The 25,551-nt window shown below is 45.6% G+C and carries 25 protein-coding genes and 1 other annotated feature (1 of these 26 cut by a window edge); all 25 genes read left to right on the top strand.

What is annotated here, in order from left to right; translation table 11 throughout:
* Window positions 1-240, top strand: a binding site (T-box leader) (it extends 21 nt beyond the left edge of the window).
* Between the two features lie 146 nt (window positions 241-386).
* Window positions 387-2,363 carry a methionine--tRNA ligase gene (gene metG / locus G475_RS0117335; protein ID WP_026702354.1) on the top strand — a complete coding sequence of 659 codons (1,977 nt, stop codon included), beginning with the start codon at window positions 387-389 and terminating at the stop codon, window positions 2,361-2,363.
* Between the two features lie 88 nt (window positions 2,364-2,451).
* Window positions 2,452-3,219, top strand: a complete 768-nt coding sequence (locus G475_RS0117330; protein ID WP_026702353.1) for a TatD family hydrolase — start codon at window positions 2,452-2,454, stop codon at window positions 3,217-3,219.
* Window positions 3,220-3,433: 214 nt separating this feature from the next.
* A complete protein-coding gene (locus G475_RS0117325; protein ID WP_026702352.1) occupies window positions 3,434-4,642 on the top strand; it encodes a G5 and 3D domain-containing protein in 1,209 nt (402 codons plus the stop codon).
* Between the two features lie 128 nt (window positions 4,643-4,770).
* Entirely contained in the window at window positions 4,771-5,382 is a 612-nt protein-coding gene (gene rnmV / locus G475_RS25505) for a ribonuclease M5 (protein ID WP_051302653.1), read from the top strand.
* Window positions 5,336-6,211, top strand: a complete 876-nt coding sequence (gene rsmA / locus G475_RS0117315) for a 16S rRNA (adenine(1518)-N(6)/adenine(1519)-N(6))-dimethyltransferase RsmA (RefSeq protein WP_026702351.1) — start codon at window positions 5,336-5,338, stop codon at window positions 6,209-6,211. Before rnmV ends, rsmA begins: the two co-directional genes overlap by 47 nt.
* Window positions 6,212-6,722: 511 nt before the next feature.
* A complete protein-coding gene (yabG, locus tag G475_RS0117305) occupies window positions 6,723-7,610 on the top strand; it encodes a sporulation peptidase YabG (protein ID WP_026702349.1) in 888 nt (295 codons plus the stop codon).
* A gap of 316 nt (window positions 7,611-7,926) precedes the next feature.
* Entirely contained in the window at window positions 7,927-8,181 is a 255-nt protein-coding gene (locus G475_RS0117300; RefSeq protein WP_026702348.1) for a Veg family protein, read from the top strand.
* Window positions 8,182-8,322: 141 nt separating this feature from the next.
* Window positions 8,323-8,505, top strand: a complete 183-nt coding sequence (locus G475_RS0117295) for an alpha/beta-type small acid-soluble spore protein (protein ID WP_026702347.1) — start codon at window positions 8,323-8,325, stop codon at window positions 8,503-8,505.
* A gap of 253 nt (window positions 8,506-8,758) precedes the next feature.
* Complete coding sequence (ispE, locus tag G475_RS0117290; RefSeq protein WP_026702346.1) at window positions 8,759-9,622, top strand: 4-(cytidine 5'-diphospho)-2-C-methyl-D-erythritol kinase; 864 nt, start codon at window positions 8,759-8,761, stop codon at window positions 9,620-9,622.
* 60 nt (window positions 9,623-9,682) lie between these two features.
* Window positions 9,683-10,522 (top strand): pur operon repressor, encoded by an 840-nt coding sequence (purR, locus tag G475_RS0117285; RefSeq protein WP_026702345.1) that lies wholly within the window; start codon window positions 9,683-9,685, stop codon window positions 10,520-10,522.
* Window positions 10,522-10,899, top strand: a complete 378-nt coding sequence (locus G475_RS0117280) for a RidA family protein (RefSeq protein ID WP_035711684.1) — start codon at window positions 10,522-10,524, stop codon at window positions 10,897-10,899. Before purR ends, G475_RS0117280 begins: the two co-directional genes overlap by 1 nt.
* A gap of 183 nt (window positions 10,900-11,082) precedes the next feature.
* The gene (gene spoVG, locus G475_RS0117275) at window positions 11,083-11,376 is read left to right on the top strand and encodes a septation regulator SpoVG (protein ID WP_026702343.1); all 294 of its coding nucleotides are present in this window, start codon (window positions 11,083-11,085) and stop codon (window positions 11,374-11,376) included.
* 261 nt (window positions 11,377-11,637) lie between these two features.
* Window positions 11,638-13,008, top strand: a complete 1,371-nt coding sequence (gene glmU, locus G475_RS0117270) for a bifunctional UDP-N-acetylglucosamine diphosphorylase/glucosamine-1-phosphate N-acetyltransferase GlmU (protein ID WP_026702342.1) — start codon at window positions 11,638-11,640, stop codon at window positions 13,006-13,008.
* Window positions 13,009-13,032: 24 nt separating this feature from the next.
* Complete coding sequence (locus G475_RS0117265) at window positions 13,033-13,983, top strand: ribose-phosphate diphosphokinase (RefSeq protein ID WP_026702341.1); 951 nt, start codon at window positions 13,033-13,035, stop codon at window positions 13,981-13,983.
* 114 nt (window positions 13,984-14,097) lie between these two features.
* Window positions 14,098-14,757, top strand: coding sequence for a 50S ribosomal protein L25/general stress protein Ctc (locus G475_RS0117260; RefSeq protein ID WP_026702340.1), 660 nt, complete (start codon window positions 14,098-14,100; stop codon window positions 14,755-14,757).
* Between the two features lie 238 nt (window positions 14,758-14,995).
* Window positions 14,996-15,559, top strand: a complete 564-nt coding sequence (pth, locus tag G475_RS0117255) for an aminoacyl-tRNA hydrolase (protein ID WP_026702339.1) — start codon at window positions 14,996-14,998, stop codon at window positions 15,557-15,559.
* Between the two features lie 76 nt (window positions 15,560-15,635).
* On the top strand, window positions 15,636-15,869 hold the full coding sequence (locus tag G475_RS0117250) for an anti-sigma-F factor Fin family protein (protein WP_026702338.1): 234 nt from the start codon (window positions 15,636-15,638) through the stop codon (window positions 15,867-15,869).
* 216 nt (window positions 15,870-16,085) lie between these two features.
* On the top strand, window positions 16,086-19,619 hold the full coding sequence (gene mfd / locus G475_RS0117245) for a transcription-repair coupling factor (protein ID WP_026702337.1): 3,534 nt from the start codon (window positions 16,086-16,088) through the stop codon (window positions 19,617-19,619).
* Between the two features lie 200 nt (window positions 19,620-19,819).
* Window positions 19,820-20,359 (top strand): stage V sporulation protein T, encoded by a 540-nt coding sequence (spoVT, locus tag G475_RS0117240; RefSeq protein ID WP_026702336.1) that lies wholly within the window; start codon window positions 19,820-19,822, stop codon window positions 20,357-20,359.
* A 419-nt stretch (window positions 20,360-20,778) separates the two neighbouring features.
* Entirely contained in the window at window positions 20,779-22,404 is a 1,626-nt protein-coding gene (locus G475_RS25500; protein ID WP_051302650.1) for a polysaccharide biosynthesis protein, read from the top strand.
* Window positions 22,379-23,896: a bifunctional methyltransferase/pyrophosphohydrolase YabN gene (yabN, locus tag G475_RS0117230; protein ID WP_233275809.1), complete on the top strand. Its 1,518-nt coding sequence runs from the start codon at window positions 22,379-22,381 to the stop codon at window positions 23,894-23,896. The genes G475_RS25500 and yabN overlap by 26 nt, the downstream gene beginning before the upstream one ends.
* The gene (locus G475_RS0117225) at window positions 23,886-24,143 is read left to right on the top strand and encodes an RNA-binding S4 domain-containing protein (RefSeq protein ID WP_026702334.1); all 258 of its coding nucleotides are present in this window, start codon (window positions 23,886-23,888) and stop codon (window positions 24,141-24,143) included. Before yabN ends, G475_RS0117225 begins: the two co-directional genes overlap by 11 nt.
* Window positions 24,144-24,221: 78 nt before the next feature.
* On the top strand, window positions 24,222-24,518 hold the full coding sequence (yabP, locus tag G475_RS0117220; RefSeq protein WP_051302648.1) for a sporulation protein YabP: 297 nt from the start codon (window positions 24,222-24,224) through the stop codon (window positions 24,516-24,518).
* Window positions 24,515-25,087 carry a spore cortex biosynthesis protein YabQ gene (gene yabQ, locus G475_RS0117215; RefSeq protein ID WP_026702332.1) on the top strand — a complete coding sequence of 191 codons (573 nt, stop codon included), beginning with the start codon at window positions 24,515-24,517 and terminating at the stop codon, window positions 25,085-25,087. Before yabP ends, yabQ begins: the two co-directional genes overlap by 4 nt.
* Before the next feature lie 31 nt (window positions 25,088-25,118).
* On the top strand, window positions 25,119-25,517 hold the full coding sequence (locus G475_RS0117210; RefSeq protein WP_233275808.1) for an FtsB family cell division protein: 399 nt from the start codon (window positions 25,119-25,121) through the stop codon (window positions 25,515-25,517).
* Window positions 25,518-25,551: the final 34 nt, after the last annotated feature.

Raw genomic sequence — 25,551 nt, 5'->3', positions numbered from 1 at the left:
GTAAAGAGGGAAACTGCCGCAGAGAGCCGGAGTAGCTGGAAACCGGCGCAGAGGAAACTCTTGAAGATGGTCCCGGGAGGATTTTCTTTTCGAGCTGTGAAAGTAAGGGAAGAACGTAAGTCTGCGTTAAAGGGAGCGTGCTGTTCTACAATAATTAACAGGTCAGCGCACAAAGCTTCATCCTTATCATAGATGAAGAAATTTGGGTGGTACCGCGTGAGTAATGCTCTCGTCCCTTTCAGAGGACGGGAGTTTTTTATAAGATAAGAAAGTTTAAAAGGTTGGCGTTTTCAAGAGTTGACTTCAGCGCCCAGCCGCTCGAGGGTTTCCCAGGGCGCTTGCGCTTTTGCTTTTCTTAATGAAGGTAAAAAGGAGGAGATGTAAAAATGGCAGAAGAAAAAAATACGTTTTATATTACCACGCCGATATATTATCCAAGCGATAAGCTGCACATTGGACATGCTTATACTACGGTGGCCGGGGATGCAATGGCTCGTTATAAACGGCTTCGAGGATATGATGTCCGGTATTTGACAGGAACGGATGAACATGGGCAGAAGATCGAACGAAAAGCGGAGGATAAAGGAGTGTCGCCACAGGAGTTTGTTGATGAGGTGGTGGCCGGGATTAAAAGCTTATGGGATAAGCTTGATATTTCTTATGACGATTTCATCCGGACGACGGAAGCCAGACATAAAAAAGTAGTACAAAAGATCTTTGAAACGTTAAAAGAAAACGGGGACATTTATCTTGATGAATATGAAGGCTGGTATTCCGTTTCCGATGAATCGTTTTTTACCGAACGCCAGCTGGAAGATGCCATTTATGAAAACGGAAGGATTGTTGGAGGATACAGTCCGGAGAGTGGGCATCCCGTAGAATGGGTAAGAGAAAAGTCTTATTTCTTCCGGATGAGCAGGTATGCTGACCGGCTGCTTCAGTTTTATGAAGAAAACCCTGAATTTATTCAGCCGGAATCCCGAAAAAACGAAATGATTAACAATTTCATTAAACCAGGTCTTGAAGATTTGGCAGTATCCCGTACAGCGTTTGAATGGGGCATTCCAGTGGAAAGTGATCCAGAGCATGTAGTGTACGTGTGGATTGATGCTTTATCCAACTACATCACAGCCCTGGGTTATGGAACAGAGAATGAGGAAGACTTTCAAAAATACTGGCCGGCAGATGTACATCTAGTGGGAAAAGAGATTGTTCGTTTCCATACTATTTACTGGCCTATTATGCTTATGGCACTCGACCTCCCGCTTCCCAAAAAAGTATTTGGGCATGGCTGGCTCCTCATGAAAGACGGAAAAATGTCGAAATCGAAGGGAAATGTGGTAGACCCGGTCCCTTTAATTAATCGATACGGCCTGGATGCTCTCCGTTATTATCTGCTTCGGGAAGTACCATTTGGTTCAGACGGCGTATTTACCCCGGAAGGTTTCGTGGAGCGTCTGAACTATGATTTGGCGAACGACCTGGGCAATTTGTTAAATCGCACGGTTGCGATGATCAACAAATATTTCGATGGAAAACTGCCGGCTTATCTGAAGGACGGTACACCGTATGATGAATCTCTTGTAGACCTTGTAGATGCCACGGTTTACAAAGTGGAAACAGCGATGGAAGAAATGGAATTTTCCGTAGCTCTTACAGCCATTTGGCAGCTCGTCAGCCGGACGAATAAATATATTGATGAGACCCAGCCGTGGATGCTTGCTAAAGACGAGACACAGCGGGAACAGCTGGGCACGGTGCTTTATCATCTGGCCGAATCCCTGCGTTATATTTCTATCATGATTCAGCCGTTTATGACAGAAACGCCTCAAAAAATATGGCATCAACTTGGCGTGCCGTCAGATTACACTGAATGGGAAACCCTGCGCGAATTTGGGCAGCTTCCGGAAGGAACCGCTGTGGTGAACAAAGGAGAACCTATCTTCCCGCGGCTTGAGATGCAGGAAGAAGTGGCCAATATAATTCAAGATATGGGCGGTACGGTGAAAACAAACGAAGACGAGGAGCAGGAAAAAGAAAAAGAGATTTCGATTGATGAATTTTCCAACGTAACATTAAAGGTAGCTCAGGTTTTGTCGGCAGAACCCGTGAAGAACACAGACAAGCTGTTAAAAATCCAGCTGGATCTCGGCAGGGAAAAGAGGCAGGTCGTTTCCGGCATTGCGGAACATTATAAGCCTGCTGATCTGGAAGGGAAAAAGGTTATTTGTGTAACGAACCTTAAACCTGTGAAATTACGGGGAGAAATGTCGCAGGGGATGATTCTGGCAGCCTCCCGGGGGGAAGAGCTGACTCTGGCTACGATAGATAAAAATCTGCCTAATGGTTCAGAAGTAAATTAATACGAACCGTCATGGTCTGACCTGAAAGGGACGTCCCCTTTTGGGTCAGCCTTTGTTTTACGAAACACTGATATAAAGAGGTGAGACGATGCTGTTTGATACGCATGTACATTTAAACATTGATGAATTTGAAAATGATTTGAAAGAGACCATTGCCAGAGCTAAAGAGGCAGGCGTCGAATGGATGAATATTGTCGGGTTCGATCATGAAACGATTGATAAAGCGATGAAGCTGATCGATACGTATGACTTTATGTATGCATCCATTGGATGGCATCCTGTCGATGCTGTAGATATGAAGGACCGGGATTTAACCTGGATTGAAGAGCTCTCCGCTCATCCGAAAGTAGTGGCCATAGGAGAAACAGGACTTGACTATCATTGGGACAAGTCGCCTGCCGATGTTCAGAAAGAAGCGTTTCGCAAGCAGATTTCTCTGGCAAAAAAAGTGAATTTGCCGCTTGTTATTCATGATCGAAAAGCCCATCAGGATATTATAGATGTGCTGAAAGAAGAGAATGCTTCAGAAGTGGGCGGCATCATGCATTGCTTCGGTGGAGACCTGGATATTGCCCGGCAGGCTTTGGATATGAATTTTTATATTTCCTTTGGAGGTCCGGTTACGTTTAAAAATGCGAAACTGCCCAAAGAAGTAGCCGGGGAAATACCAATGGACCGGCTGCTGGTGGAGACCGACAGTCCATTTTTAGCGCCGCACCCGAACCGGGGGAAGCGGAATGAACCGGCCTATGTAAAACTGGTGGCTGAAAAAATAGCGGAGCTGAAAGCAATACCGCTGGAGGATTTGGCAGAGCAGACCACCGCTAATGCGAAAAAACTTTTCCACATAAGCTGACAGCTTTCTTTGTTGGTTTGTGCCGGCCTTCGTCGGCTGCTTTGTCATTTCGTACCGCTTCTAGGTTTATCTTCTTTTTCATATCATGTGGTGTCGAGAGATTCGTATTCTCTTTTCTCGTCTTGTGGTTAATAATAGAGGTTGGATGGTCAAATTGATTGACAGGAAAGGAGGAAGGGTCTATAATCACTTGCTTGTAAAGGAGGGTTAGAAGATGAGTTCGGAATGGAAAGCTTTTTTCGCCGGATTAAAGCCGGGAAAAGGCGCGGTTCTGGCACTCTCTTTTCTTCTTCTCACCGCAGCAGGCCTATTTTATGCTGTACATGAAACGACGAAGGCGACCGTTACTATTTCTAAAGGTGAAGAAGAAATGAACGTGGAAACCCATGCGGATACCGTGGGAGCCATGCTGGAAGAACAGAACCTTAAGGTAGAGGAAAAAGATGAACTCAGCTCATCTTTAACAGATCCCATTGTTGGTAACATGGAACTGGAGTGGAATCCCGCCAAACAGATTACGATCTCAGAAGATGGAGAGGAGACGAAAGTTTGGACGACCGCTTCAACTGTAAAGGAAGCAATGGAAGAGCAGGATATTGATATTGGGGCCCATGATGAGGTAAATAAAGAAATAGATGCTCCCGTTCAGGAAGGAATGACACTGGTTTATGAATCGGCGTTTCCGGTAACGGTTCAATACGATGAAGAATCAGAAGAAGTGATGACCACTTCGACTACTGTCGCTGATCTTTTAAAAGAAGTTGACGTTAATCTGGATGATAACGACCGGGTGGAACCTGGAAAACAAAAAGATATTTCAGCGGAAGCGGAAATTGAAGTCATCCGCGTGGAAAAGGTCACCGATGTAGTGGAAGAAGAAGTGGATTATGCCACAGTCACACGCCGGGATGATGCCCTTGCGAAGGGAAAGGAACAAGTTCTGGAAAGTGGCAGGAAAGGTCTCGTTAGAAAAGAATATGAAGTCGTAATGGAAAACGGGGAGGAAGTGTCCCGTGAACTCGTAGAGGAAACACAGGTGGAAGAAAGCAAAGATAAAGTTGTAGCCGTTGGAGCAAGAGAACAAACGGCAACGGCCGCCCGCGGTGAAAGTCCCTCAGGAAGCAATGCCGAGGGGCAGACGATTTCCATGCATGCCACCGCCTACACGGCTGATTGTTCTGGCTGCTCCGGTGTCACCGCAACTGGTGTGAATCTCAACGCCAACCCCAACAGGAAGGTAGTAGCTGTCGATCCATCCGTTATTCCGCTTGGCACAAGAGTTCATGTGGAAGGCTACGGAGAAGCAACCGCAGCTGACACAGGCGGAGCTATCAGCGGAAACCGAATTGATTTACATGTTCCTACAAAACAAGAAGCAAACAGTTTTGGCAGAAAAACCGTAGATGTAACCATCTTGGATTAATATATATGTTCTTAAGCAGGGCGTGAATGCGGGGAAGAGAACCTTCCCCGCCTTCCGCCTTTTTTTTAGCGGACGATCATAGTATAATGATGCAAGCTATGGATCGTGCCGGGAGGCTTTGAAAAAAGATGAAGATAAAGGAATGTATTGTCGTGGAAGGAAAAGATGATACGATGGCAATTAAACGGGCGGTGAAAGCAGATACGATTGAAACCAACGGTTCTGCAATTGGAGAGGCTGTATTAAAACGGATTTCCCTGGCCCAGGAGAGGCGCGGCGTCATTATTTTTACAGATCCTGATGTCCCCGGTGAACGAATCCGCCGGATTGTCAGCAGAGAAATCCCCGGCTGCAAACATGCTTTTCTTACAAAAGACGATGCCATGTCGGAGGCTCGTGACAACATAGGGGTGGAAAATGCGCTGCCGGAAACCATTCAACGGGCTTTGCGTCAGTTGCGCGAAGAGATGCCGGCAGAGGTGGAACAGACGGAAGCGGTGACCCGGCAGGATTTATTGGACGCGGGCATGATGGCAGGCCCGGGCGCCAGAGAAAGGCGTGAAAAAATGGGAGAACTATTAAATATTGGTTACGCCAATGCCAAACAGTTTTTAAATAGACTGGACGTGTTTAATATTCAACGGGCGGAATTTGCCCGGGCTGCTGCGAAAGTGTTGGAGGAGGAAGAAGCAATTGCCCAGAGAAATAGCAGTACCGAGCCGGACCAAAGAAATTCTTGAAGAACACGGCTTCTCATTTAAAAAAAGCTTAGGTCAGAACTTTTTGATTGACCGCAATATATTAGAGAAAATTGTAAGTGCTGCGGGGGCAGGACCAGAAGATGGCGTGATTGAAATAGGACCTGGCATCGGAGGCCTTACCGAGCAATTTGCAAAGGCCGTTAAACAGGTGGAAGCATTTGAAATTGACGGTCGTCTGATCCCGGTACTGCAAAAGACAATGATGCCCTACAGCAACGTGAGAATTTGGCATGAAGATATCCTGAAGGCTGATTTGGAGCAGGTGCTTCATGAATATATGCAGGAGGTGGAAGATGTTATTGTTGCAGGGAACCTGCCTTATTACGTCACGACACCGATCATCATGAAGCTGTTGGAGCAGCGTCTCCCGCTATCCCGCATGGTATTTATGATGCAGAAAGAAGTGGCTGACCGCATTGCAGCCGATCCGGGTTCCAAAAATTATGGTTCGTTGTCGATAGCGGCACAATACTTCTCTATCCCCGTAAAAACCATGATTGTCCCAAAAACAGTATTTGTACCTAAACCAAATGTAGATTCAGCAGTAGTTCGGTTTGATTTGCGGAAAAGCCCGCCTGTGCATGTAGAAGAGGAAGCTCATTTCTTTCAAGTGGTAAAGGCTGCTTTTGCTCAGCGGCGTAAAACCATCTGGAACAATTTACAGCATAACCTTACCGGCAGGGAACAAAGAGAGGAGCTGGCAGCTGCCTTACAGGAGGCGGAGATCGATTCCGGAAGACGGGGAGAATCTCTGACCATGGAAGAATACGCAAAGCTGAGTGAAGCTCTGAGAAAGCATATAACATAAAGCAATAGGAAGACCTCGTTGTGCTGTCTGCGGTAAAAAGATACGGCGGAGAGGGGGGAGTTATAGGAAAGGCTCCCTGTCTCATAGAATCTTTCTCTAAGGTCCTAAGCGTCGGAAGGCGGTGCTTAGCCTGAGCAGGTTTTCCGGCGCTGAGTGGAAAGGACATTTATTCCGTTATTTCATCGATATTCCCGATTTTGAAAGGGGAATGGGACATTTATTCCGCTATTTCCCCTTTTTAGCGTATAAGAAGCGGTTCAAAACCGGGATAGCGGAACAAATGTCCGGAAAAGCCGCCGCGGGCCCTCATTCTGCCTTTTAAGGGAATAGATGTCCGCCATGTAACCTGGCTATCATATCCGTTTTACCAACGTTTGTATCTGCAGGGCAGATGCGTCGATGAAAAAGTGAACTCCCCATGCAGCAGATTGTTTAAGACAAGGAGGAGTTTTTTTGATGGGCACATTTCCTGCTTCAGGGAATAGGCTGACGAGTGAAGGGGGAAGCGGAAGTGGAATTAAAAGTTGGAGACCTTGTCACTCGTTATTCCTATGATGGTGATATTATCTTTCGAATCACCTCGATGGAGCAGGACAAAGCGGAGCTGGCAGGCGAAGAACTGCGTTTGGCAGCTGATGCTCCGCTGGACGATTTGAAGAAAGTGGACGAAAAAGAGCGGAGAACTCACGAAAAAAATTTTCGGGAAAAGGAAGAACGAAGTTATCGTCTGTTCCGGCAGGAAGCGCGTTTAATGAAAGAAAGAAATGAACATGAGACTTCCGAGGGCTATAAAGAGGACACGTCTTATTTTGAAATGCGGGGCCGTGTCCTCCATTTAGACGGAGATGCTTATTATTTAGCAAAATGTACCACCTTATATGAACGCCTGGGCATTCCCGTTTACGGTGTGCATATTCCAGAAAAAGAGATGCCGGAACAGATTTCTTCGCTTATTGAAATGGTCCGCCCTGATATTCTGGTGATCACCGGCCACGATGCCTATATTTCGTCACGAGGGGCTGAAAATGACATAAAATCATATAAGAATTCAAAAGTATTCGGCCAGACAGTGCGGGAGGCCAGAAAAATAGTCCCTCAGCTTGATCAGCTGATTATTTTTGCAGGAGCCTGCCAATCCTATTTTGAATGGCTGGTCAAAGCTGGTTCCAATTTTGCAAGTTCTCCCGATAGAGTAAACATCCACGCCCTGGACCCGGTTTATATTGCTGCAAAAATCAGTTTAACCCCTTTTATGGATCGAATCAGTGCGCTTCAATTAATCCGTCACACTTTAACAGGAAAAGAAGGACTCGGAGGGCTTGAAACAAAAGGAGTTCTCCGCCGGGGATCACCATGGAAAGAGGAAAACCATTCATTGTCCAAAACCACAAACGAATAAGAAGGCAGTATGGAGCTGTATCAAAAGGTACAGCTTCTTTTCTTTAACTAAAAGAATGAGGCAGGGGCGGGGGCGGGAAGCGTCCGTTTGCAGTGCATGCCCTTCTTGTTAGGTTTAGCTAGTCATAGACTTTTGATACGGATCCTTTTTTAAGAAGGAATAAAAAGTGAAAAATAGCATACAATGTATAAAGATACGGTTGTAAAAAAGAGAAAGTGATTGACAAACAAGCTTGGAAGTTGATAAAATAATTTGTTTGTTTGACAAAAGGGGGAGGTATTGTTATAATAATTTGGAGTGAGGTGGGTCTGTAATCATGGGAAAAACACTGATTGAGATTAAAGAATCACTGGACGCCAACGTTGGAAAGAAGATTACGGTGGTGGCAAACGGAGGCCGGAAAAAAACGATTAAGCGCTCTGGTTTGCTGGAAGAAACGTATCCATCGGTTTTTATTGTGAAACTGGACAAGGACAAGCACTCCGTAGAACGGATTTCGTACAGTTATACCGATGTGCTTACCAAGACCATTCAATTATCAATGCTGGAAGAAGAGGAGCTTCAGGCGTAGAGGACACAATTGGAAAACCGTACAATAAACGGTGTAAATTGGCTTTCTGTGTTCAAGCAGAAGGCTATATTTATGCCGTTTTTGCGCATACTATAAAGTGCCTGTGAGGGTTAGTATAATTCCATGGAGGAGATGGATACGATGAGCCGGAGACGCGGAATCATGTCAGATCAATTAAAAATGGAAATCGCACAGGAATTAGGTTTTTATGATACGGTTCAGCAGGAAGGATGGGGCGGTATTAAATCCCGTGATGCAGGGAATATGGTGAAACGCGCTGTCGAAATGGCTGAACAGAGTATAGACCAAAACCACCGATCCTAACTCACAGGCGGAAGAGGCTGTCCAATCGGGCAGCCTCTTCTAAAATAAACAGCAAGATCGGAAGGGGCCCAGGCCGGGCAGCTTTTGGATTTTTGAGGATGCTGAGACAGTGTTGTCTTTCAGGAAAGGAGACGCAGTACTTTCAACATTTCAAGCTGTACACGACACGTTTTTTAAACTAAAATGTACAGAGGTAAGAACGTGAATTTTCTTGAAATGTTGGTGCTGTGCTGAAAAGAAGGAGAAATGAAAGGTGAAACGATCAATTAAAGCCCCGGCTAAAATAAATTTAAGCCTGGATGTACTAGGCAAAAGAGACGACGGATATCATGAAGTAAAGATGGTCATGACCCAGGTGGATTTATCCGATCGGCTCGATATAGAACCACGGAATGATGGAGCGGTTAAGGTTGAAATGTCAGAAGGGTTTTTACCTGCCGACCATCGAAATCTGGCCTATCAGGCGGCTGTTTTATTGAAGCAGCACTGTAATGTAAAACAGGGAGCTTCCATTTACATATATAAAAACATCCCGGTGGCAGCCGGTTTAGCGGGCGGGAGCAGTGATGCTGCGGCGGCGTTAAGAGGACTTAATGAAATTTGGGGACTGCATCTCCCGCTTGAAGAATTGGCGGAACTGGGCGCTGTTCTTGGCTCGGACGTCCCTTTCTGCGTTTATGGGGGCACTGCCTTAGCAACGGGACGGGGCGAGTGTATCGAAACCATTTCAGCCCCGCCGCCATGCTGGGTTATTTTAGCCAAACCCCCGATTGGTGTATCGACGGGAGAAATATATAAACGGATGAGGATGAAAGAAAATAACGAAGCATATTCCGACAGCATGGCTGCTGCCATACGCGATTATAGTTATCGTGATATTTGCCGCACGTTATACAATGCTCTGGAACAGGTGACGCTTCCCATGTATCCGGAGATAACCCAGATCAAGCAGCGGATGAAAGCTTCAGGTGTAGATGCGGCGTTAATGAGCGGAAGCGGTCCGACTGTTTTTGGACTGGTGAAAAAAGAAGCAAAATTGAACCGGGTATATAATGCTCTCCGGGGGTTTTGCGACCAGGTTTATGCTGTAAGGCTGTTGGGGGAGAAGAAAGCTTGATAAAACCCGTATAAAAATGATATATTTCAAATACAATATTCGGGTTTTATGGAGGTAACCATGAAAAAATTAAAACGGAGCGGCAGACTGGTTGATATGACATATTATTTAATCCAGCACCCTCATCAGCTTGTATCTCTCAGTTATTTTTCAGAACGATATCAATCCGCGAAGTCTTCCATCAGTGAAGATTTAACGATTGTAAAAGAAATATTTGAATCACAGGGCTTTGGTTCTCTGCTTACGATCGCCGGCGCAAGCGGCGGGGTGAAATATGTGCCCGCTGTGTCCATCGATGAAGGCACAGAATTGGTCGAATCTCTTTGTACGAAGCTGGAAGATAAAGAACGGCTGCTGCCCGGCGGGTATTTATATATGATGGATATTCTGGGGAATCCGCATCTCATGAACAATATTGGGAGGTTGTTCGCTTCGGTGTACGCCGATCAGAATATTGATACCGTAATGACCGTGGCGATGAAGGGCATTCCTCTGGCTTACTCGATTGGTTCTTACTTGGATGTCCCTGTCAGCATTGTCCGCCGTGATCACCGTGTGACGGAAGGCTCGATGGTAAGCATAAACTATGTTTCCGGGTCGGCCAAACGCATTCAGACGATGTCTCTCGCAAGAAGAAGTCTGCAGGAAGGCGCCAATGTTCTTATTGTCGATGACTTTATGAAAGCCGGCGGCACGTCACGCGGTATGATGGATCTGCTGACCGAATTCAAAGCTAATGTGATGGGAATAGGTGTCCTGGTAGAAGCAGAAGATGTAGAGGAACGTCTCGTAGACGATTACATATCGATTGCCCGTCTGGAAAAAGTAAATGAAAAAGAAAAACAGGTTCAGGCGGTACCGGGAAACTTTCTTAAAAAATTGAAAGAGGTGGATGGATAATGCAAACCATTTATACACCGGAGGCTCCAGAAGCGATCGGCCCCTATTCTCAGGGTATCATTGTCAATAATATTTTCTACAGTTCCGGCCAGATTCCGCTAACCCCTCAGGGAGAGATGGTAGAAGGCGGAGTTCAGGAACAGACCCGCCAGGTCTTTCAAAACGTGCAAGCCGTATTAAAAGAGGCAGGTGCTTCTCTGGAAACTGTGATAAAAGCCACTGTCTTTATTAAAAATATGGATGAATTTCCATTAATTAACGAAATATACGGGGAATATTTTGATCAGCATCAGCCTGCCCGCTCCTGTGTAGAAGTAGCGAAATTACCAAAAGACGCCCTGATTGAAATAGAGGTCACAGCTCTTGTAAAATCATGATGGAATTACCATCGGTTCCCGCCTGAAAGGGCGGGAATTTCTTATCGCAAATAACAATAAAAGGGCCTGCCGTCCTATTTGTTAAAAAAATTTTATTTTTTTTCTTTGGAAAGAAGGAAAACCTTCCCTGTATGTTGAAAGGTATGGCAGAAGTATTTTTATTTGGAAAAAGGTGGTGAAAGAATGCAAGTAACAGACGTAAGACTTCGTCGGGTAAACACCGAGGGGCGGATGCGCGCTATCGCGTCTATTACGATTGACAGTGAGTTTGTTGTTCATGATATCCGGGTGATAGACGGCAATAACGGCCTGTTTGTTGCCATGCCCAGCAAACGCACACCTGACGGGGAGTTTCGAGACATCGCCCACCCGATATCGTCACAGACCCGTGAAAAAATCCAAACAGCCGTTTTGGGTGAGTACAAACGACAGGGAGAATTTGAAAAACCAGAATATGAAGAAGCCGGGGCTTCTTAATGTAGAACGGAACATCGGTTGATGCCGTCGTCCGTGCGTCCCAAATAAAAAGGAGAAGGGAAATACTCCTTTATATTACAGCTATTATACTTATGTTATCAGGCGGTCTGTGTTATAGTGGCGACCGCCTGATTTTTGTGTCTTGTCTTACTTGAATTATATTCCAGGTACATACCAGGGGATAATCTAAGGACTTTCCTTGAAATATGAAGGGTTTTAGGATATATTCGTAATGGAAAAACGGTAAGTGGAGGATGAGTAATGAACAATCGTTACGCGGTAATATTGGCCGCTGGTCAAGGGAAACGAATGAAATCCGACTTGTATAAAGTACTTCATCCTGTGTGCGGAAAACCAATGGTTGAACATGTTGTTGATCAGGTGACGAAGGCGGGGCTGAATGAAATTGTAACGGTAATAGGACACGGTGCCGATGCAGTGAAACAGCATATAGGCGATCGTGTTTCTTATGTACTGCAAAAAGAGCAGCTCGGCACCGGTCACGCCGTCATACAAACGAAAGAACATCTGAAAGATAAAAAAGGGGTCACCGTTGTTCTTTGCGGCGATACGCCGTTAATCCGGGCAGAAACCATCGAGGCGCTTATGAATCATCATGAACAAACGGCAGCCAAAGCCACAGTTCTGACTGCCTATGCCCACAATCCCTCCGGCTATGGACGGGTGGTCAGAGACGAGCAGGGCGGAGTACTTCGAATTGTGGAAGAAAAAGATGCCGATGAAACGGAACGGCAGGTAAAAGAAATTAATACAGGAACGTATTGTTTTGATAATGAATTGCTTTTTGATGCTTTATCGAAGGTTGGTAATGATAATGCACAGGGAGAATATTATCTACCCGATGTCATCGAAATCTTAAAAGCACAGGGAGAAACGTTATCGGCCTGGCAGACTCCTGATTTTTCTGAAACGATCGGGGTAAATGATCGAGTTGCTTTATCGCAGGCGGAAAAAGCGATGAAGAAGCGGACAAATGAACACTGGATGAGGCAGGGTGTTACCATTATTGATCCAGATCATACTTATATCTCTGCCGATGCCGTCCTTAAACCGGATACCGTTCTTCACCCGGGCACCATGCTGCATGGAGAAGTAGAGATAGAAAGCCATTGTGACATCGGGCCTTTTACGGAGATAACGGACAGCCGGATTGGGGAAGGTACTTCTATCCGTCAGTCGGTGGTGTCAAACAGCAATGTCGGCAGAAATGTAAAAGCCGGCCCGTATGCTCATATTCGTCCAGAATCGGAGCTTGGGGATGAAGTAAAAATCGGCAATTTTGTCGAAGTGAAAAAGTCATCGCTTAAAAAAGGGAGCAAAGCGTCCCATCTCAGTTACGTCGGGGATGCGGAGATAGGAGAACGGGTGAATTTAGGATGCGGCTCCATTACCGTGAATTACGATGGAAAACAGAAATATTTGACGACCATTGAAAATGATGTCTTTGTTGGCTGCAACGCAAACCTGGTAGCCCCGGTGAAAGTGGGAGAGGGAGCTTATATTGCGGCAGGATCCACTATTACAGATGATGTACCGGGTAAAGCATTATCGATTGCCCGTTCCAGGCAGACGAATAAAGAGGGTTACGTAAAGAATAAAGAGGAATTATAATTATTTTGACGGAGGGAATATTTCATGCCAATTTATGACGATCCATACTTGAAGGTGTTCACCCTCAATTCAAACCCTGATCTTACGCATGAGGTGACCAATCAAATCGGGGTTGAAATGGGAAAAAGTTCAATTAAGCGATTCAGCGACGGGGAAATACAGGTAAATATTGAAGAAAGCATCCGGGGGTGCGATGTATTTCTCGTGCAGTCTACCTCCGATCCTGCCAATGAACACCTGATGGAGCTTCTGATTATGATCGATGCGATGAAAAGAGCATCTGCAGCCACCATTAACGTCGTGATCCCTTACTACGGGTATGCTCGTCAGGATCGGAAGGCAAGATCAAGAGAACCGATCACTTCAAAATTAGTGGCGAATTTGATCGAAAAAGCCGGGGCCACCAGGGTGCTCAGTGTCGATCTGCATGCTTCCCAGATCCAGGGTTTTTTCGATATACCAGTAGACCAGCTTCTCGGAGAACCGATATTATCGAAGCATTTCCAGGATAAAGGAGTAGAAGATACAGTCATTGTATCCCCGGATCATGGCGGAGTGGTACGTGCGAGAAAAATGGCGGATCGTCTAAAGGCACCGATTGCAATTATTGATAAACGCCGCCCGAAACCAAATGTTTCTGAAGTAATGAATATTATTGGCGACGTGGAAGGAAAAACAGCGATTATTGTCGATGATATTATAGACACGGCCGGGACAATGACACTGGCAGCGGACGCCCTGCTGGAAAAAGGAGCAGAAGCTGTCTATGCCTGCAGTACTCATCCTGTTTTATCGGGACCGGCCATCGAGCGCATCGAAAACTCAAACATTCAGGAACTGGCTGTGACAAATACCATAGCCCTCCCGGAGGAAAAAAACATTGAAAAGATTACGCAGCTCTCTGTTGCTCCGCTGATTGCTGAAGCTATTATTCGTGTGCACGAACAGACATCGGTGAGCACGCTGTTTGAATAACCGCTCAGAGCTTTCAGGAACTTGATTTCTGTTTTCTGTAATGGTATAATCCCTTCTCAGGTGGGTTTGAAGAAGGAATACCCTATCAAGATAATATAACGAGGTGAATCAACTATGGCTACAGTTCTCGAAGCCAGCACGCGTACGGATCTTAGAAAATCCGCATCGAAAAAGCTGCGTACCAATGGATACGTACCTGCTGTTCTGTACGGAAAAGACACGGAAAGTACACCGGTTTCCGTTCCTAATATCACTTTTATAAAGACCATTCGTGAAGTAGGACGGAACGGTATTATTGAATTAGACGTAGAAGGTGAATCGGACAAGCATAAAGTGATCGTGCACGATGTTCAGGTGGACCCTATTAAAGACTATCTCGTACACATTGATTTCTTTGAAGTAGACCTGAAATCGGAAATGGAAGCAGAGGTTTCTGTCAATCTAGTGGGAGATGCCCCTGGCGAAAAAGAAGGAGGCATTTTATCTCCGCTTCTTTACAACATTACGGTACGAGCCCTGCCTACCGATATTCCGGAGGAAATTACAGTAGATATTTCCGAACTGGGTGTCGGGGACTCGGTACAAATCGGAGATCTGACTTCCGGCAAGGCGTTTGAATTTGTCAATGAACCGGAAGAAACAGTCGTTACGGTGCAGCCGCCGGAGCAGGCCGAAGAATCCGAGGAAGAAGAACAGGAGCCCGAGCTGGTGGAAGCTGACGATAGTCAAGACGCCGGCGGCGAAGGGGAAAAGAGCGAATCCGAAGAAGAATAACACTTGCACGAAAAGGTATAGCCGTGATTCGGTTATGCCTTTTTACTGTGATGCGTAAGGTGAAACTTCAATCGGGAACTTTTTGATAAAGGCTGAATTTGCAGCTTCCTGCTGCTGCGGCCAGGGCCATCGGGGCAGCCGCCGCCTAAACTCCCGCTGACGAGATGGAAGCTGGGGGGTACGGATGTTTGGCCCCTGCATAATGAAAAACAAGCTTATAAAGGAAGGGGGGCGGAACATGAAGGTTATCGCTGGTCTTGGCAACCCTGGACGTAACTATGAGAAAACACGGCATAACGTCGGTTTTCAGGCAGTGGACAAGCTTTCTGAAAGCCTGCGTGTATCCTGGAAAAAAGAGAAAAAAAGCCAGATTGCCGAAACCTTTGCAGATGGGGAGAAAATTTATCTGGTGAAACCACTCACTTTCATGAACCTTTCCGGAGAAGCCCTGCAGCCGCTTATGGATTTTTATCAAATTCCAGCGGAGAATCTGCTCGTCATCTATGATGATCTTGATCTAGAGCCCGGTTCTCTTCGTATTCGAATAAAAGGGGGACACGGAGGGCATAACGGATTGAAATCTATCTTTCATGATCTTGGCACCAGGGATTTTAAGAGGATCCGAATTGGAATCGGGCATCCTGAGCCGGGGGATTCCGTTATTTCTCATGTACTGGGTACCTTTACACCGGAAGAAAAAAAGAAAGTAGAAGAGTCCATTCAGCTCTCGGCCCGGGCTGCGGAATCATGGCTCTCTGCTCCGTTTGCAGAAGTAATGAATGAATATAACAGGAAAAATTAACCTTGCCTCCGTATAGTATAATGCAGTGCCGCCTATACTATAAAAGGAAAATACCTTTTAAAAATGGGGCATCGTTATGGCTATTTGTTATTATTGCAGGCACTGCGGCACATCGGTAGGGACATTGGAAGAGGAAGAGCTGCTGGTGTCGCCCCGTCTGGGATTTCATCAACTCTCCGACGAAGAACAGCAGCAGATTATTCACTACGGATCGGATGGTCATATTCATGTGAGGGTTACCTGTGAGCATTGTGAAGAAGCGCTCGAGCAGAACCCGCAATTTCACGAAATAGACCGATGGATTCAGTAGACATTATAAACATGTTAAGAATAAACAACGGGGGTCTGGTTCTTCTTGAACACATAATATGGAGAAGGCCAGCCCATTTTTCTATGGATAAACGTTCTATGTAAAAAAGATGTTTTCAATCCGTTCAATTGTTATTATGATTGGCGTAAAGATATAGTGACGTGCTTTTTTGGGTACGGACCAAGCGGGGGAAGGAATGAAGGAGGAACGAGAGTCATGAAGGGATTGCAGAAAGCCCTGGCTGATAACGAACATGTGAAAGCGGTGTTAGAAGGAATAAATCACGGCATGAGAGAGCAGCTGGTTGCGGGTTTGAGCGGCTCAGCCCGAACATTTTTCATGTCTTTGACGAAAGCAGAAATAGATCGTCCGCAGCTGATTGTTACACACACTCTGTTTCAGGCGCAGAAGCTCTATGAAGATCTGATTGATTTAACAGACCACGATGTTTATTTGTACCCGGTCAATGAGCTTATTTCTTCCGAAATAGCTACAGCAAGTCCGGAAATGCGGGCGCAGCGTATAGAAGTCCTTAATCAATTAATGAAAGATTTTAACGGCATTGTTATCGCCCCGGTGGCCGGGCTGCGGAGACTGCTGCCGCCGGTCGACACCTGGAAAGCGTCCCAGCTTCCTGTAAAACAGGGAGAAGATATTCATCTGGATACCTTTATCCCTCACTTAATTTCTCTCGGATACCAGAGGGCGGATATGGTTTCGGCTCCTGGAGAATTCAGCGTGCGGGGCGGAATTATTGACATTTATTCTCTAACAGAAGAGCATCCCGTACGAATTGAACTGTTTGATACGGAAGTCGATTCCCTTCGGTATTTTCAGGCAGAAGATCAGCGTTCGCTGGATCAGCTCCAGGAAATATGGATCGGCCCGGCTCAGGAAACGATTTTATACCCGGAACATTTTGATAAAGCTGCGGCTCAACTCGAAGACTCCTTGTCTGCCACGTTAAATAGTGTAAAAGACAAAGAAGTGAAGGAAAAGCTGCAGTCCTATCTGGGTTATGAAAAAGAACAGCTGCGGGAGCACTCCAGGTTTCAGGGAATTTACAAGTATATGCAGTACTTTTATGAGCAGCCGGCCACCCTGTTATCTTATTTTTCGGAAAATACCGTCTTGTTTCTTGATGAAATCAGCAGAGTGCAGGACATGGCGGAAAGTCTGGATAAAGAGGAAGCCGAATGGGCCACGGCCGTATTAGAACAAGGGGAAATCCCTCATGATATTTCGATATCCGTGCCATTTCATGATTTATTCAAGGAAAAAAATCATCCTAGAATTTATTTTTCCTTGTTTTTGAGAAACATTCCGTCAATTCAGCCGCAGAATATAGCAAACATTCAATGTAAGGCAATGCAGCAGTTCCACGGCCAGATGCACGTCTTAAAAAACGAGATGGACCGCTGGCAGAAAGACAACTACACGGTGGTTTTTGTTGCAGGAGATGAGGACCGCGTACAAAAATTACAGAATGTCCTCTATGACTACGATATGGAAGCGGACAAAATGGACAGAGAAGGTCCGTTTACCACGGCCAGACCGTCTATTATACAGGGGCAGCTGAACAGTGGGTTTGAACTCCCGATGGAAAAAATAGCTGTCATTACCGAAGAGGAAACGTTTACGAAAAAAATCAACAGGACACAACGGCGTCAAAAGCTGTCTAATGCAGAACGAATTAAAAGTTATTCTGAATTAAAAATCGGAGATCTGGTGGTTCACGTGAATCACGGGATCGGTAAGTATTTGGGGATTGAAACGCTGGAAGTAAACGGCGTGCACCAGGACTATTTAAATATTTCCTACCGCGGCAATGATAAACTGTATGTGCCGGTGGAACAGATTGACCTTGTCCAGAAATATGTAGCCTCAGAGGATAAGGAGCCGAAAGTACATGCTCTTGGCGGGTCAGAATGGAAAAAGGTGAAACGTAAAGTAGAATCCTCTGTAAAGGATATTGCTGATGATTTAATAAAGCTGTACTCTGCCAGGGAAGCTTCCAAAGGGCATGCTTTTGCTAATCATGAAGAAGAGGAACAGGCGTTTGCCGACTCCTTTTCCTATCAGGAAACGGAGGACCAATTAAAGGCGATTCAGGAAATAAAAGCAGATATGGAACGGGAACGTCCGATGGACCGGCTGCTTTGCGGGGATGTAGGTTATGGAAAAACAGAGGTGGCCATCCGCGCTGCCTTTAAAGCCATTCTGGATGGAAAACAGGTGGCAATGCTGGTGCCGACCACCATTCTTGCCCAGCAGCATTTTGATACGTTAACGGAACGTTTTGCGGATTATCCAATTAATATCGGTATGCTGAGCCGTTTCCGGACCCGCAAACAGCAGAGTGATACCATTAAGGGGTTGAAAACAGGGGGGCTTGACATTGTGGTAGGCACCCACCGGGTATTGTCCAAAGACATAACATTTAAAGATTTAGGGCTGCTTATCGTCGACGAGGAGCAGCGTTTCGGTGTGACCCACAAAGAGAAAATCAAACAGTTGAAAGCGAATATTGATGTACTGACCCTGACTGCTACACCTATTCCAAGGACGCTGCATATGTCCATGCTCGGAGTACGAGATTTATCAGTGATTGAAACCCCTCCTGAAAACAGGTTTCCGGTACAGACCTATGTCATGGATTATAATTCATCCCTGGTCAAAGAAGCGGTAGAGAGAGAATTAAGCCGGGGCGGGCAGGTCTACCTTCTTTACAACCGGGTGGATGATATCAGCCGGATGGCTGACCAGGTCTCGATGCTTGTCCCGGATGCTGAAGTTGCTTATGCTCACGGTCAAATGAATGAACAGGAACTGGAATCCGTTATGATTGATTTTCTTGAAGGGAACAAGGATGTGCTGGTAACTACAACAATTATAGAGACTGGGGTCGATATTCCTAATGTTAATACGCTGATTATCTACAATGCGGACAAGATGGGATTATCCCAGCTTTACCAAATCAGAGGCAGGGTGGGCCGTTCCAACCGGGTCGCCTATGCTTACTTTACCTATCAGCGGGATAAAATATTAACAGAAATTGCGGAAAAACGCCTGCAGGCGATTAAAGAATTTACGGAACTGGGTTCCGGCTTTAAAATTGCGATGCGTGATTTATCGATCCGAGGCACAGGAAACCTTTTGGGAGCTGAACAGCATGGGTTTATTGAATCTGTAGGATTTGATTTGTATTCTGAAATGCTGAAAGAAGCCATAGAGGAACAAAAAGGGGAGGCTCCAAAAGAGCAGGAACCGGAAATGGAAATGGACGTGAGAATGGACGCCTACATCCCTGAAAGTTATATTAATGATTCGAAGCAAAAGATCGAAATGTACAAACGGTTTAAAGGCCTTGAGACGCTGGAAGACCTGCATGACCTGCAGGATGAAATGATCGATAGGTTTGGAGAGTATCCGCAGGAGACTGCAGATTTGTTTGCCTTGTCTAAGGTAAAACTGCTGGCAAAAGAAAATGGAGTGGAGTCCATCACCCAGGAAGCCGGGAAAACTACCATCCTTCTTAAAGAGCGAACGAGCCAGTCGATGGATGGTTCCAAACTGTTTGCCATGGTGAATGATCTGGGAAGAGAAGTAGGAATTGGGGCAGATGCTCAAAATATTAAAATCGCTGTGCATCATCATAAAATGTCCAGCCGCCGTCTTCTGGAGATAATGGAAATAGTAGTGGGGAAACTGCCCGAAGCCAAAAAGGAAGTAGAAGAAACCACCTCTTAATGCAATCTTTTTCAGAGCAAGTCCAATTTTTTCTAGATCTGATGAATAGTTCTTTTCTGCTGGTGGATAATAAACACAATACAAGAAAGAGACGCAGGGTTTTTAAGCATATTGAAAAAACCAGAAAAGAAAAGCCTTTATTGATGTCTCTTATCCATCTTTTTGAAAAACAACAGCAGAAAGGGAGGCAACTCCAGATGATGAAAGCAACTGGTATTGTTCGTCGAATTGATGATTTAGGAAGAGTGGTTATTCCAAAAGAAATCCGCCGCACCTTACGTATTAGAGAAGGAGACCCTCTGGAAATCTTTGTGGACCGGGATGGAGAAGTTATTCTAAAGAAATACTCCCCCATTTCGGAACTTGGTGATTTTGCTAAAGAATATGCCGAAGCATTATATGACACGCTGCATCACCCTGTATTAGTAGCGGATCGTGATACGTATATTGCCGTATCCGGTGGTGTGAAAAAGGATTATGCCAATAAGAGCATTGGGCGGATTGTAGAAGAAGCTATTACAGAGCGCCAAACCAAGGTCACTTCCAGTAAAGGAGATTACAATATTGTCAGTGATCATGAAGAAACAATGAAAGGGTATGGAATAGCTCCCATTATTGCAAACGGGGACCCGATTGGAGCAGTGGTCATGATCGCAAAAGAAGATAAGGTCGATGAAGCGATATCAGGGAAACTGCTGGAAACAGCAGCTGGATTTTTAGCCAGACAAATGGAGCAATAATAATCATTAAACAGCACATAGAGCCTTGCTGCTCATGGAAGATAAAATTACTGACCGTATACAGGGCGTATTTCCATGAAGTATGGCCTTGAAAAAGAGACTGGGACAAAAAACCATTAAAAATCCCGAACAATTTTTATAAATCGTTCGGGATTTTTGTATATCACTATGTATCTGCGTCAAAATCCTTCTGTTTCCGCGGACCGGCGCCTCCTGTGCCAAGTCCGGCCTGCCCCCGCATTCTGGGGCCCCTCGGATGCGGGGCTTGAGACGCGTGGTTCCCCCATTCCATTCTTCTTTTGTCCCAAGCTTTTTTAAAAGTGTGAAAGTATGGATGAATTTCTCAACGGCTGTTTTTCTTAGGAAGAAAAGTCCTTCTTCTCTGTGATATACTCGGAATCTGAGGAAGGAAGGATGAGATGGGCACCTCCTACATAAAAAACAAACGTTTCTGGAAAGGAGCGTTTTTTGTTACAGCCGCCGCCTTCATCGGGAAGGTGTTAAGTGCGTTATACCGTGTCCCTTTTCAAAATATGGCTGGGGATCAGGGGTTGTATGTCTACCAGCAGATTTATCCTATTTATGGAGCTGCCATGATTCTTTCCATGTATGGCTTTCCAGTGATACTCTCCAAAATGATCGTGGAAAATACAGTGAATACTGGAGAAGGAGCAGCAAAAAACACAGCATACGCTGCCTTTATCTCCTTATTTCTCTTTCACGTTTTCCTGTTTTTACTGGCGTTTGCCGGAGCGCCCTGGATCGCTGGCTGGATGGGGGATGCGAACCTCGAACGTTTAATTCGTTACATCTCTCCGGCATTGTTGCTTATTCCCGTTTTTTCGGTTGTACGCGGGTATTATCAGGGAATAGGAGAGATGCGCCCGACGGCCGTTTCCCACCTCTTAGAGCAAGTCATCCGTGTTAGTGCTATTTTAACGTTAACCGCTTTTACTGTATGGATGGGAAAGAATGTATATGCAGCGGGGCAGGCAGCAGCTGCCGGTTCTGTTTTGGGAAGTATCGGCGGAGCTGTTTATTTACTGGGGTTCTGGTTTTGGAAAGAGAAGGCTATTCGTGTTTCCTGGGGAGAAACCCTAAAACGTCTCAAGGAAATCCATGGGAAAATGGTGATATACGGGATACTTACTGCTTGCGGGGCTATGGTATTTATTTTATACCAACTGGTGGATGCATTTACCGCAGCTCGTGTGATGGCAGCCAATGGCATCGATCCCGATCAGGCAAAAAATTTAAAAGGGGTGTTTGACCGCGGCCAGCCGCTGCTTCAATTTGGTACAGTCCTTGCTGCGACGTTTTCCATGACAGTTGTACCAATGATTCAACAAGAAGAATTGACAGGAACCAGGGAAACGTCACGGCGTTATGCTTCGCTGGCTATTCGTCTGACATGGTTTATTGGAACAGCCGCTGCCATTGGGTTAATCATTATCGCTGAGCCTGTAAACATTATGTTATTTGAAAATGAAAAAGGGACAGGTGCTATGCAGATTTTGGCGGTAACCCTTATTTTCAGCGGAATTATCATGGTTACTGGTGCCATCCTGCAGGGACATAATTGCTTTCTCTGGCCGGCTGTTCTACTCTTGCTTGGTTTCACACTGAAACTGACAGCCAATCTGATATTGATTCCCCTTTTTGATATTCACGGAGCTGCGGCAGCTACTGTGGCAGGAATGGCCGTCACCGCAGCAGGAAATACGTGGGTTATCTATCATAAAAAATATGCCTATTTCCCTGGAATAGCATGGCTGGTCCGGGCGGGAGCAGCGTTAGCAGGCATGGGTGCCATCATTTTTGTGTTAAAATATGGGTGCGATTCATTCATGGAATTTACCCGCCTTTCCGCAGCGGGAACCGCTTTGTCTGCCGCGGCTTTAGGGGTGATGCTGCAAGTATCGGCGGTGATCCATCTCTCCCTTTTTACGAAAGAAGAGGGGATGCTGCTTCCCGCTGGGAATAAGCTGGTGAACCGGATGGAACGAAAGGAGCAGAACCGTGAAAATAGAGCAAAACGAAAATAAATCACTTCCCGTGATTCACATTCTTGGTTTAGGAGCAGGGGACCTTTCACAGCTCCCCCTTGGTGTTTATAGAACACTGCTTCAAAGGGAACATCTGTATTTGCGTACGAGCAAACATCCTGTTGTTGCTGAACTCGAACAGGAAGGAGTATATTATCAAAGCTTCGATGATTGGTATGAAGCCGGCTCTTCTTTCCAGCAGGTATATGGGTCCATTGTGGAAGAATTAAAAAAGGCCCTATTTAGCTATGGAACCATTTACTATGCTGTTCCAGGCCACCCTATGACAGCCGAAGCTACCGTACAGCTGCTGCTTGAAGAAGAAAGACTGGGACGTCTGGAGGTAAAGATCGAAGGAGGACAGAGCTTTCTTGATCCCATGTTTGCAGCTCTGGGAATAGATCCCAATGATGGTTTTCAACTGTTGGATGCGACAGCATTACCGGGTACAGATGTACAGATGACCCAGCACCTCATTATCAGCCAGATTTATGACAAGATGACAGCCTCTGAAGTGAAGTTAACGTTGATGGAAAAGTATCCGGATGAATATGAAGTAACCCTTGTCACCGCCGCAGGGACATCAGAAGAAAAGCAGCAGCGCCTTCCCTTGTTTGAATTGGATAGAAAAATGAATGTCGACAATTTGACCGCTTTATATGTCCCGCCGGTGAGCGAAGAATCCTTGTTATATCATGAATTTTCAACGCTCCGGGAGGTTATCGCTAAGCTGCGCGCTCCGGATGGCTGTCCATGGGACAGGAAACAGACCCACCAGTCGTTAAAAAGGTATCTCCTGGAAGAAGCACATGAGGTGCTGGCTGCCATTGATGAAAAGCAGGAGGACCATTTACAGGAAGAATTAGGTGATGTCCTGCTTCAAGTGCTGCTTCATGCGCAGATCAGTGAAGAAGAAGGGTTTTTTACAATAGAAGATGTTATAAAAACATTAACGGAAAAGATGATCCGCCGGCACCCGCATGTTTTCGGAACAGCCGAAGCAGAGAGTGAAGAACAGGTGAATGCAAACTGGGAAACCATTAAACAGAAGGAAAAAGCGGAAACAGAGAAGGAACGTTCGTTATTAGAAGATATTCCGGCTTCTATGCCGGCGTTGATGCAGGCCTATGAATTACAAAAAAAAGCAGGCAGTGTTGGCTTTGATTGGGGGGAAGACGCCCCTATGTGGAAAAAAATGCAGGAAGAATTAGCGGAGTGGCTCTATGAAGTAAAACATGGTTCTATGGAATCGATGAAAAAAGAATTTGGCGATCTCCTGTTTGTACTGGTGAACCTGGGTAGGTTTCATAAACTGTATCCGGAGGAATCCCTGCATATGACAAACCACAAATTCCGAAAGCGCTTCTTATATATTGAAGAAGCATTACGAGAGCAAGGCACTTCCCCACAAGAGACGACGCTGGAGGAAATGGATGTATTATGGGAGGAAGCAAAATCAAAGACGAAAGGAGAGGCGTTGCATGAGGATTGATAAATTTTTAAAAGTATCCCGCCTGATTAAACGAAGAACATTGGCAAAGGAAGTAGCATCCCAGGGAAGAATTACGGTGAACGGGAATAAAGCCAAGGCGGGGACAGAAGTGGCGCCGGGAGACGAGATCACGATACAGTTCGGCTCCAAAGTTGTGACGGTCCGGGTGGAGCAGATACAGGATACGACGAAAAAAGAAGCGTCGGATTCCATGTACACCCTCCTGAAAGAAGAACCCCTCTCTTAATTTTATTTTTTTACTACTAACTCCGGAAGGACGGGCATATAGATGGGATACAAGCTATCCGTGAAAGGAGCATACTATATGTCATTCCAAGATGAATCCATGCTGCCGCGACCCGAAGCTTCTCATGATATCATTATGAAAGGTAGAAAAAGCCTTGAAATAACCGGGGTCAAAGAAGTTGAAAGTTTTGATAATGAGGAGTTTTTATTAGAAACGTCCATGGGGTTTCTATCTGTACGCGGGCATCAGCTTCACATTAAAAACCTGGATGTCCATGAAGGAGTCATTGCCATTGAAGGAAAAGTGGACGATCTTGTTTATGTGGACCAATCGCAGGGAAAATCAAAAGGGTTCTTAGGGAAGTTATTTAAGTGAGTTTAGCCGTCCAGTTTCAGACCATGGCTGCTATGATTATGATGGGAATCATTATCGGAGTGAATATGGATGTTTACGAACGGATCACCCTGCATACGTTCCGCCGGCTGTGGGCCCGCGCAGGCGGAGATGTCCTATTTTGGATCGTACAGGCGCTGCTTGTATTCTATGTGCTTCTTCGTGTGAATGAAGGAGAACTCCGCCTTTATATTTTTGCGGGACTGGCTGCGGGATTTCTCCTTTACCGGCATCTCGGGCGTCCCTCCTTTTTGGTTGGATTGGAACATGTATTGACGGCCGTCCGCTGGCTGATCAGGTTTATTACTGCTGTTATACAGGTGCTGCTGATCCACCCGGTAAAATTCATATTGAAACTGACAGCGTCCTCCGTTATGATAGGATTAACCATTATTAAAAAAATTCTGTCCCTTATCCTGCGGGTTCTGCTTTTCCCTTTAACGTGGATGGCTCGTGCTGCTGCTCCGATGATCAAACGAATTCTCCCCCTGCCCATCCTTACTTTTATAAGAAAAACAGCGGACGTGTTAACCCGCCTGTTAAAAGACTGATGGAGCTTAAACAAAGCCGGAGGGATATGTATTGATATCAGACAAGAAAAAAGTTACAAAAATTAACCGCTCCTTTGTACAGGAGGAGGAAAAGAAGCGGGAACGGCAGCAGACGGCTGCCGGGAAACATAGACGCGGACTAATCCGCCGGCTGACTGCCCTCTCTGTCGCTGGGGTCCTTCTTGCCGTTGTCTTTACTGTGCTTCTGACCTCCCAATGGTCTGCTCTGGAAGCCAAAAAAACAGAACGGGCCCAGCTCGAACAGAAAATGGAAGAATTGAAGGCGGAGGAAGCCCATTTAAAGCAGGAGATAGAGAATTACAATGATCTGGATTACATAGCAGAGATTGCAAGACGGGATTACTATTTAACGAAGCCGGGAGAAACCTTATTTAAACTCCCTGATGAATCATCCGAGAAAGCAGATTGACACTTTTTTTGCCAGTCGAGTATAATGATAATGA

Origin of the sequence: Salibacterium aidingense DSM 18341, assembly GCF_000429685.1 — a bacterium.
In the GTDB taxonomy this organism is placed as follows: domain Bacteria; phylum Bacillota; class Bacilli; order Bacillales; family Marinococcaceae; genus Salibacterium; species Salibacterium aidingense.
The sequence above is the reverse complement of the archived record's forward strand: the minus strand, read 5'-3'. Positions and strand labels throughout refer to the sequence as shown.

Excerpts from the sequence above, each read along its gene's own strand:
- G475_RS0117325 (WP_026702352.1), top strand. The coding sequence starts at position 3,434 with ATGAGTTCGGAATGGAAAGCTTTTTTCGCCGGATTAAAGCCGGGAAAA.
- mfd (WP_026702337.1), top strand. The coding sequence starts at position 16,086 with ATGAAGGGATTGCAGAAAGCCCTGGCTGATAACGAACATGTGAAAGCG.
- purR (WP_026702345.1), top strand. The coding sequence starts at position 9,683 with ATGAAAAAATTAAAACGGAGCGGCAGACTGGTTGATATGACATATTAT.
- G475_RS0117300 (WP_026702348.1), top strand. The coding sequence starts at position 7,927 with ATGGGAAAAACACTGATTGAGATTAAAGAATCACTGGACGCCAACGTT.
- spoVT (WP_026702336.1), top strand. The coding sequence starts at position 19,820 with ATGAAAGCAACTGGTATTGTTCGTCGAATTGATGATTTAGGAAGAGTG.
- G475_RS25500 (WP_051302650.1), top strand. The coding sequence starts at position 20,779 with ATGGGCACCTCCTACATAAAAAACAAACGTTTCTGGAAAGGAGCGTTT.
- yabP (WP_051302648.1), top strand. The coding sequence starts at position 24,222 with ATGTCATTCCAAGATGAATCCATGCTGCCGCGACCCGAAGCTTCTCAT.
- spoVG (WP_026702343.1), top strand. The coding sequence starts at position 11,083 with ATGCAAGTAACAGACGTAAGACTTCGTCGGGTAAACACCGAGGGGCGG.
- glmU (WP_026702342.1), top strand. The coding sequence starts at position 11,638 with ATGAACAATCGTTACGCGGTAATATTGGCCGCTGGTCAAGGGAAACGA.
- G475_RS0117225 (WP_026702334.1), top strand. The coding sequence starts at position 23,886 with ATGAGGATTGATAAATTTTTAAAAGTATCCCGCCTGATTAAACGAAGA.
- G475_RS0117295 (WP_026702347.1), top strand. The coding sequence starts at position 8,323 with ATGAGCCGGAGACGCGGAATCATGTCAGATCAATTAAAAATGGAAATC.
- G475_RS0117260 (WP_026702340.1), top strand. The coding sequence starts at position 14,098 with ATGGCTACAGTTCTCGAAGCCAGCACGCGTACGGATCTTAGAAAATCC.
- G475_RS0117250 (WP_026702338.1), top strand. The coding sequence starts at position 15,636 with ATGGCTATTTGTTATTATTGCAGGCACTGCGGCACATCGGTAGGGACA.
- G475_RS0117265 (WP_026702341.1), top strand. The coding sequence starts at position 13,033 with ATGCCAATTTATGACGATCCATACTTGAAGGTGTTCACCCTCAATTCA.
- pth (WP_026702339.1), top strand. The coding sequence starts at position 14,996 with ATGAAGGTTATCGCTGGTCTTGGCAACCCTGGACGTAACTATGAGAAA.
- G475_RS0117330 (WP_026702353.1), top strand. The coding sequence starts at position 2,452 with ATGCTGTTTGATACGCATGTACATTTAAACATTGATGAATTTGAAAAT.
- rnmV (WP_051302653.1), top strand. The coding sequence starts at position 4,771 with ATGAAGATAAAGGAATGTATTGTCGTGGAAGGAAAAGATGATACGATG.
- metG (WP_026702354.1), top strand. The coding sequence starts at position 387 with ATGGCAGAAGAAAAAAATACGTTTTATATTACCACGCCGATATATTAT.
- G475_RS0117280 (WP_035711684.1), top strand. The coding sequence starts at position 10,522 with ATGCAAACCATTTATACACCGGAGGCTCCAGAAGCGATCGGCCCCTAT.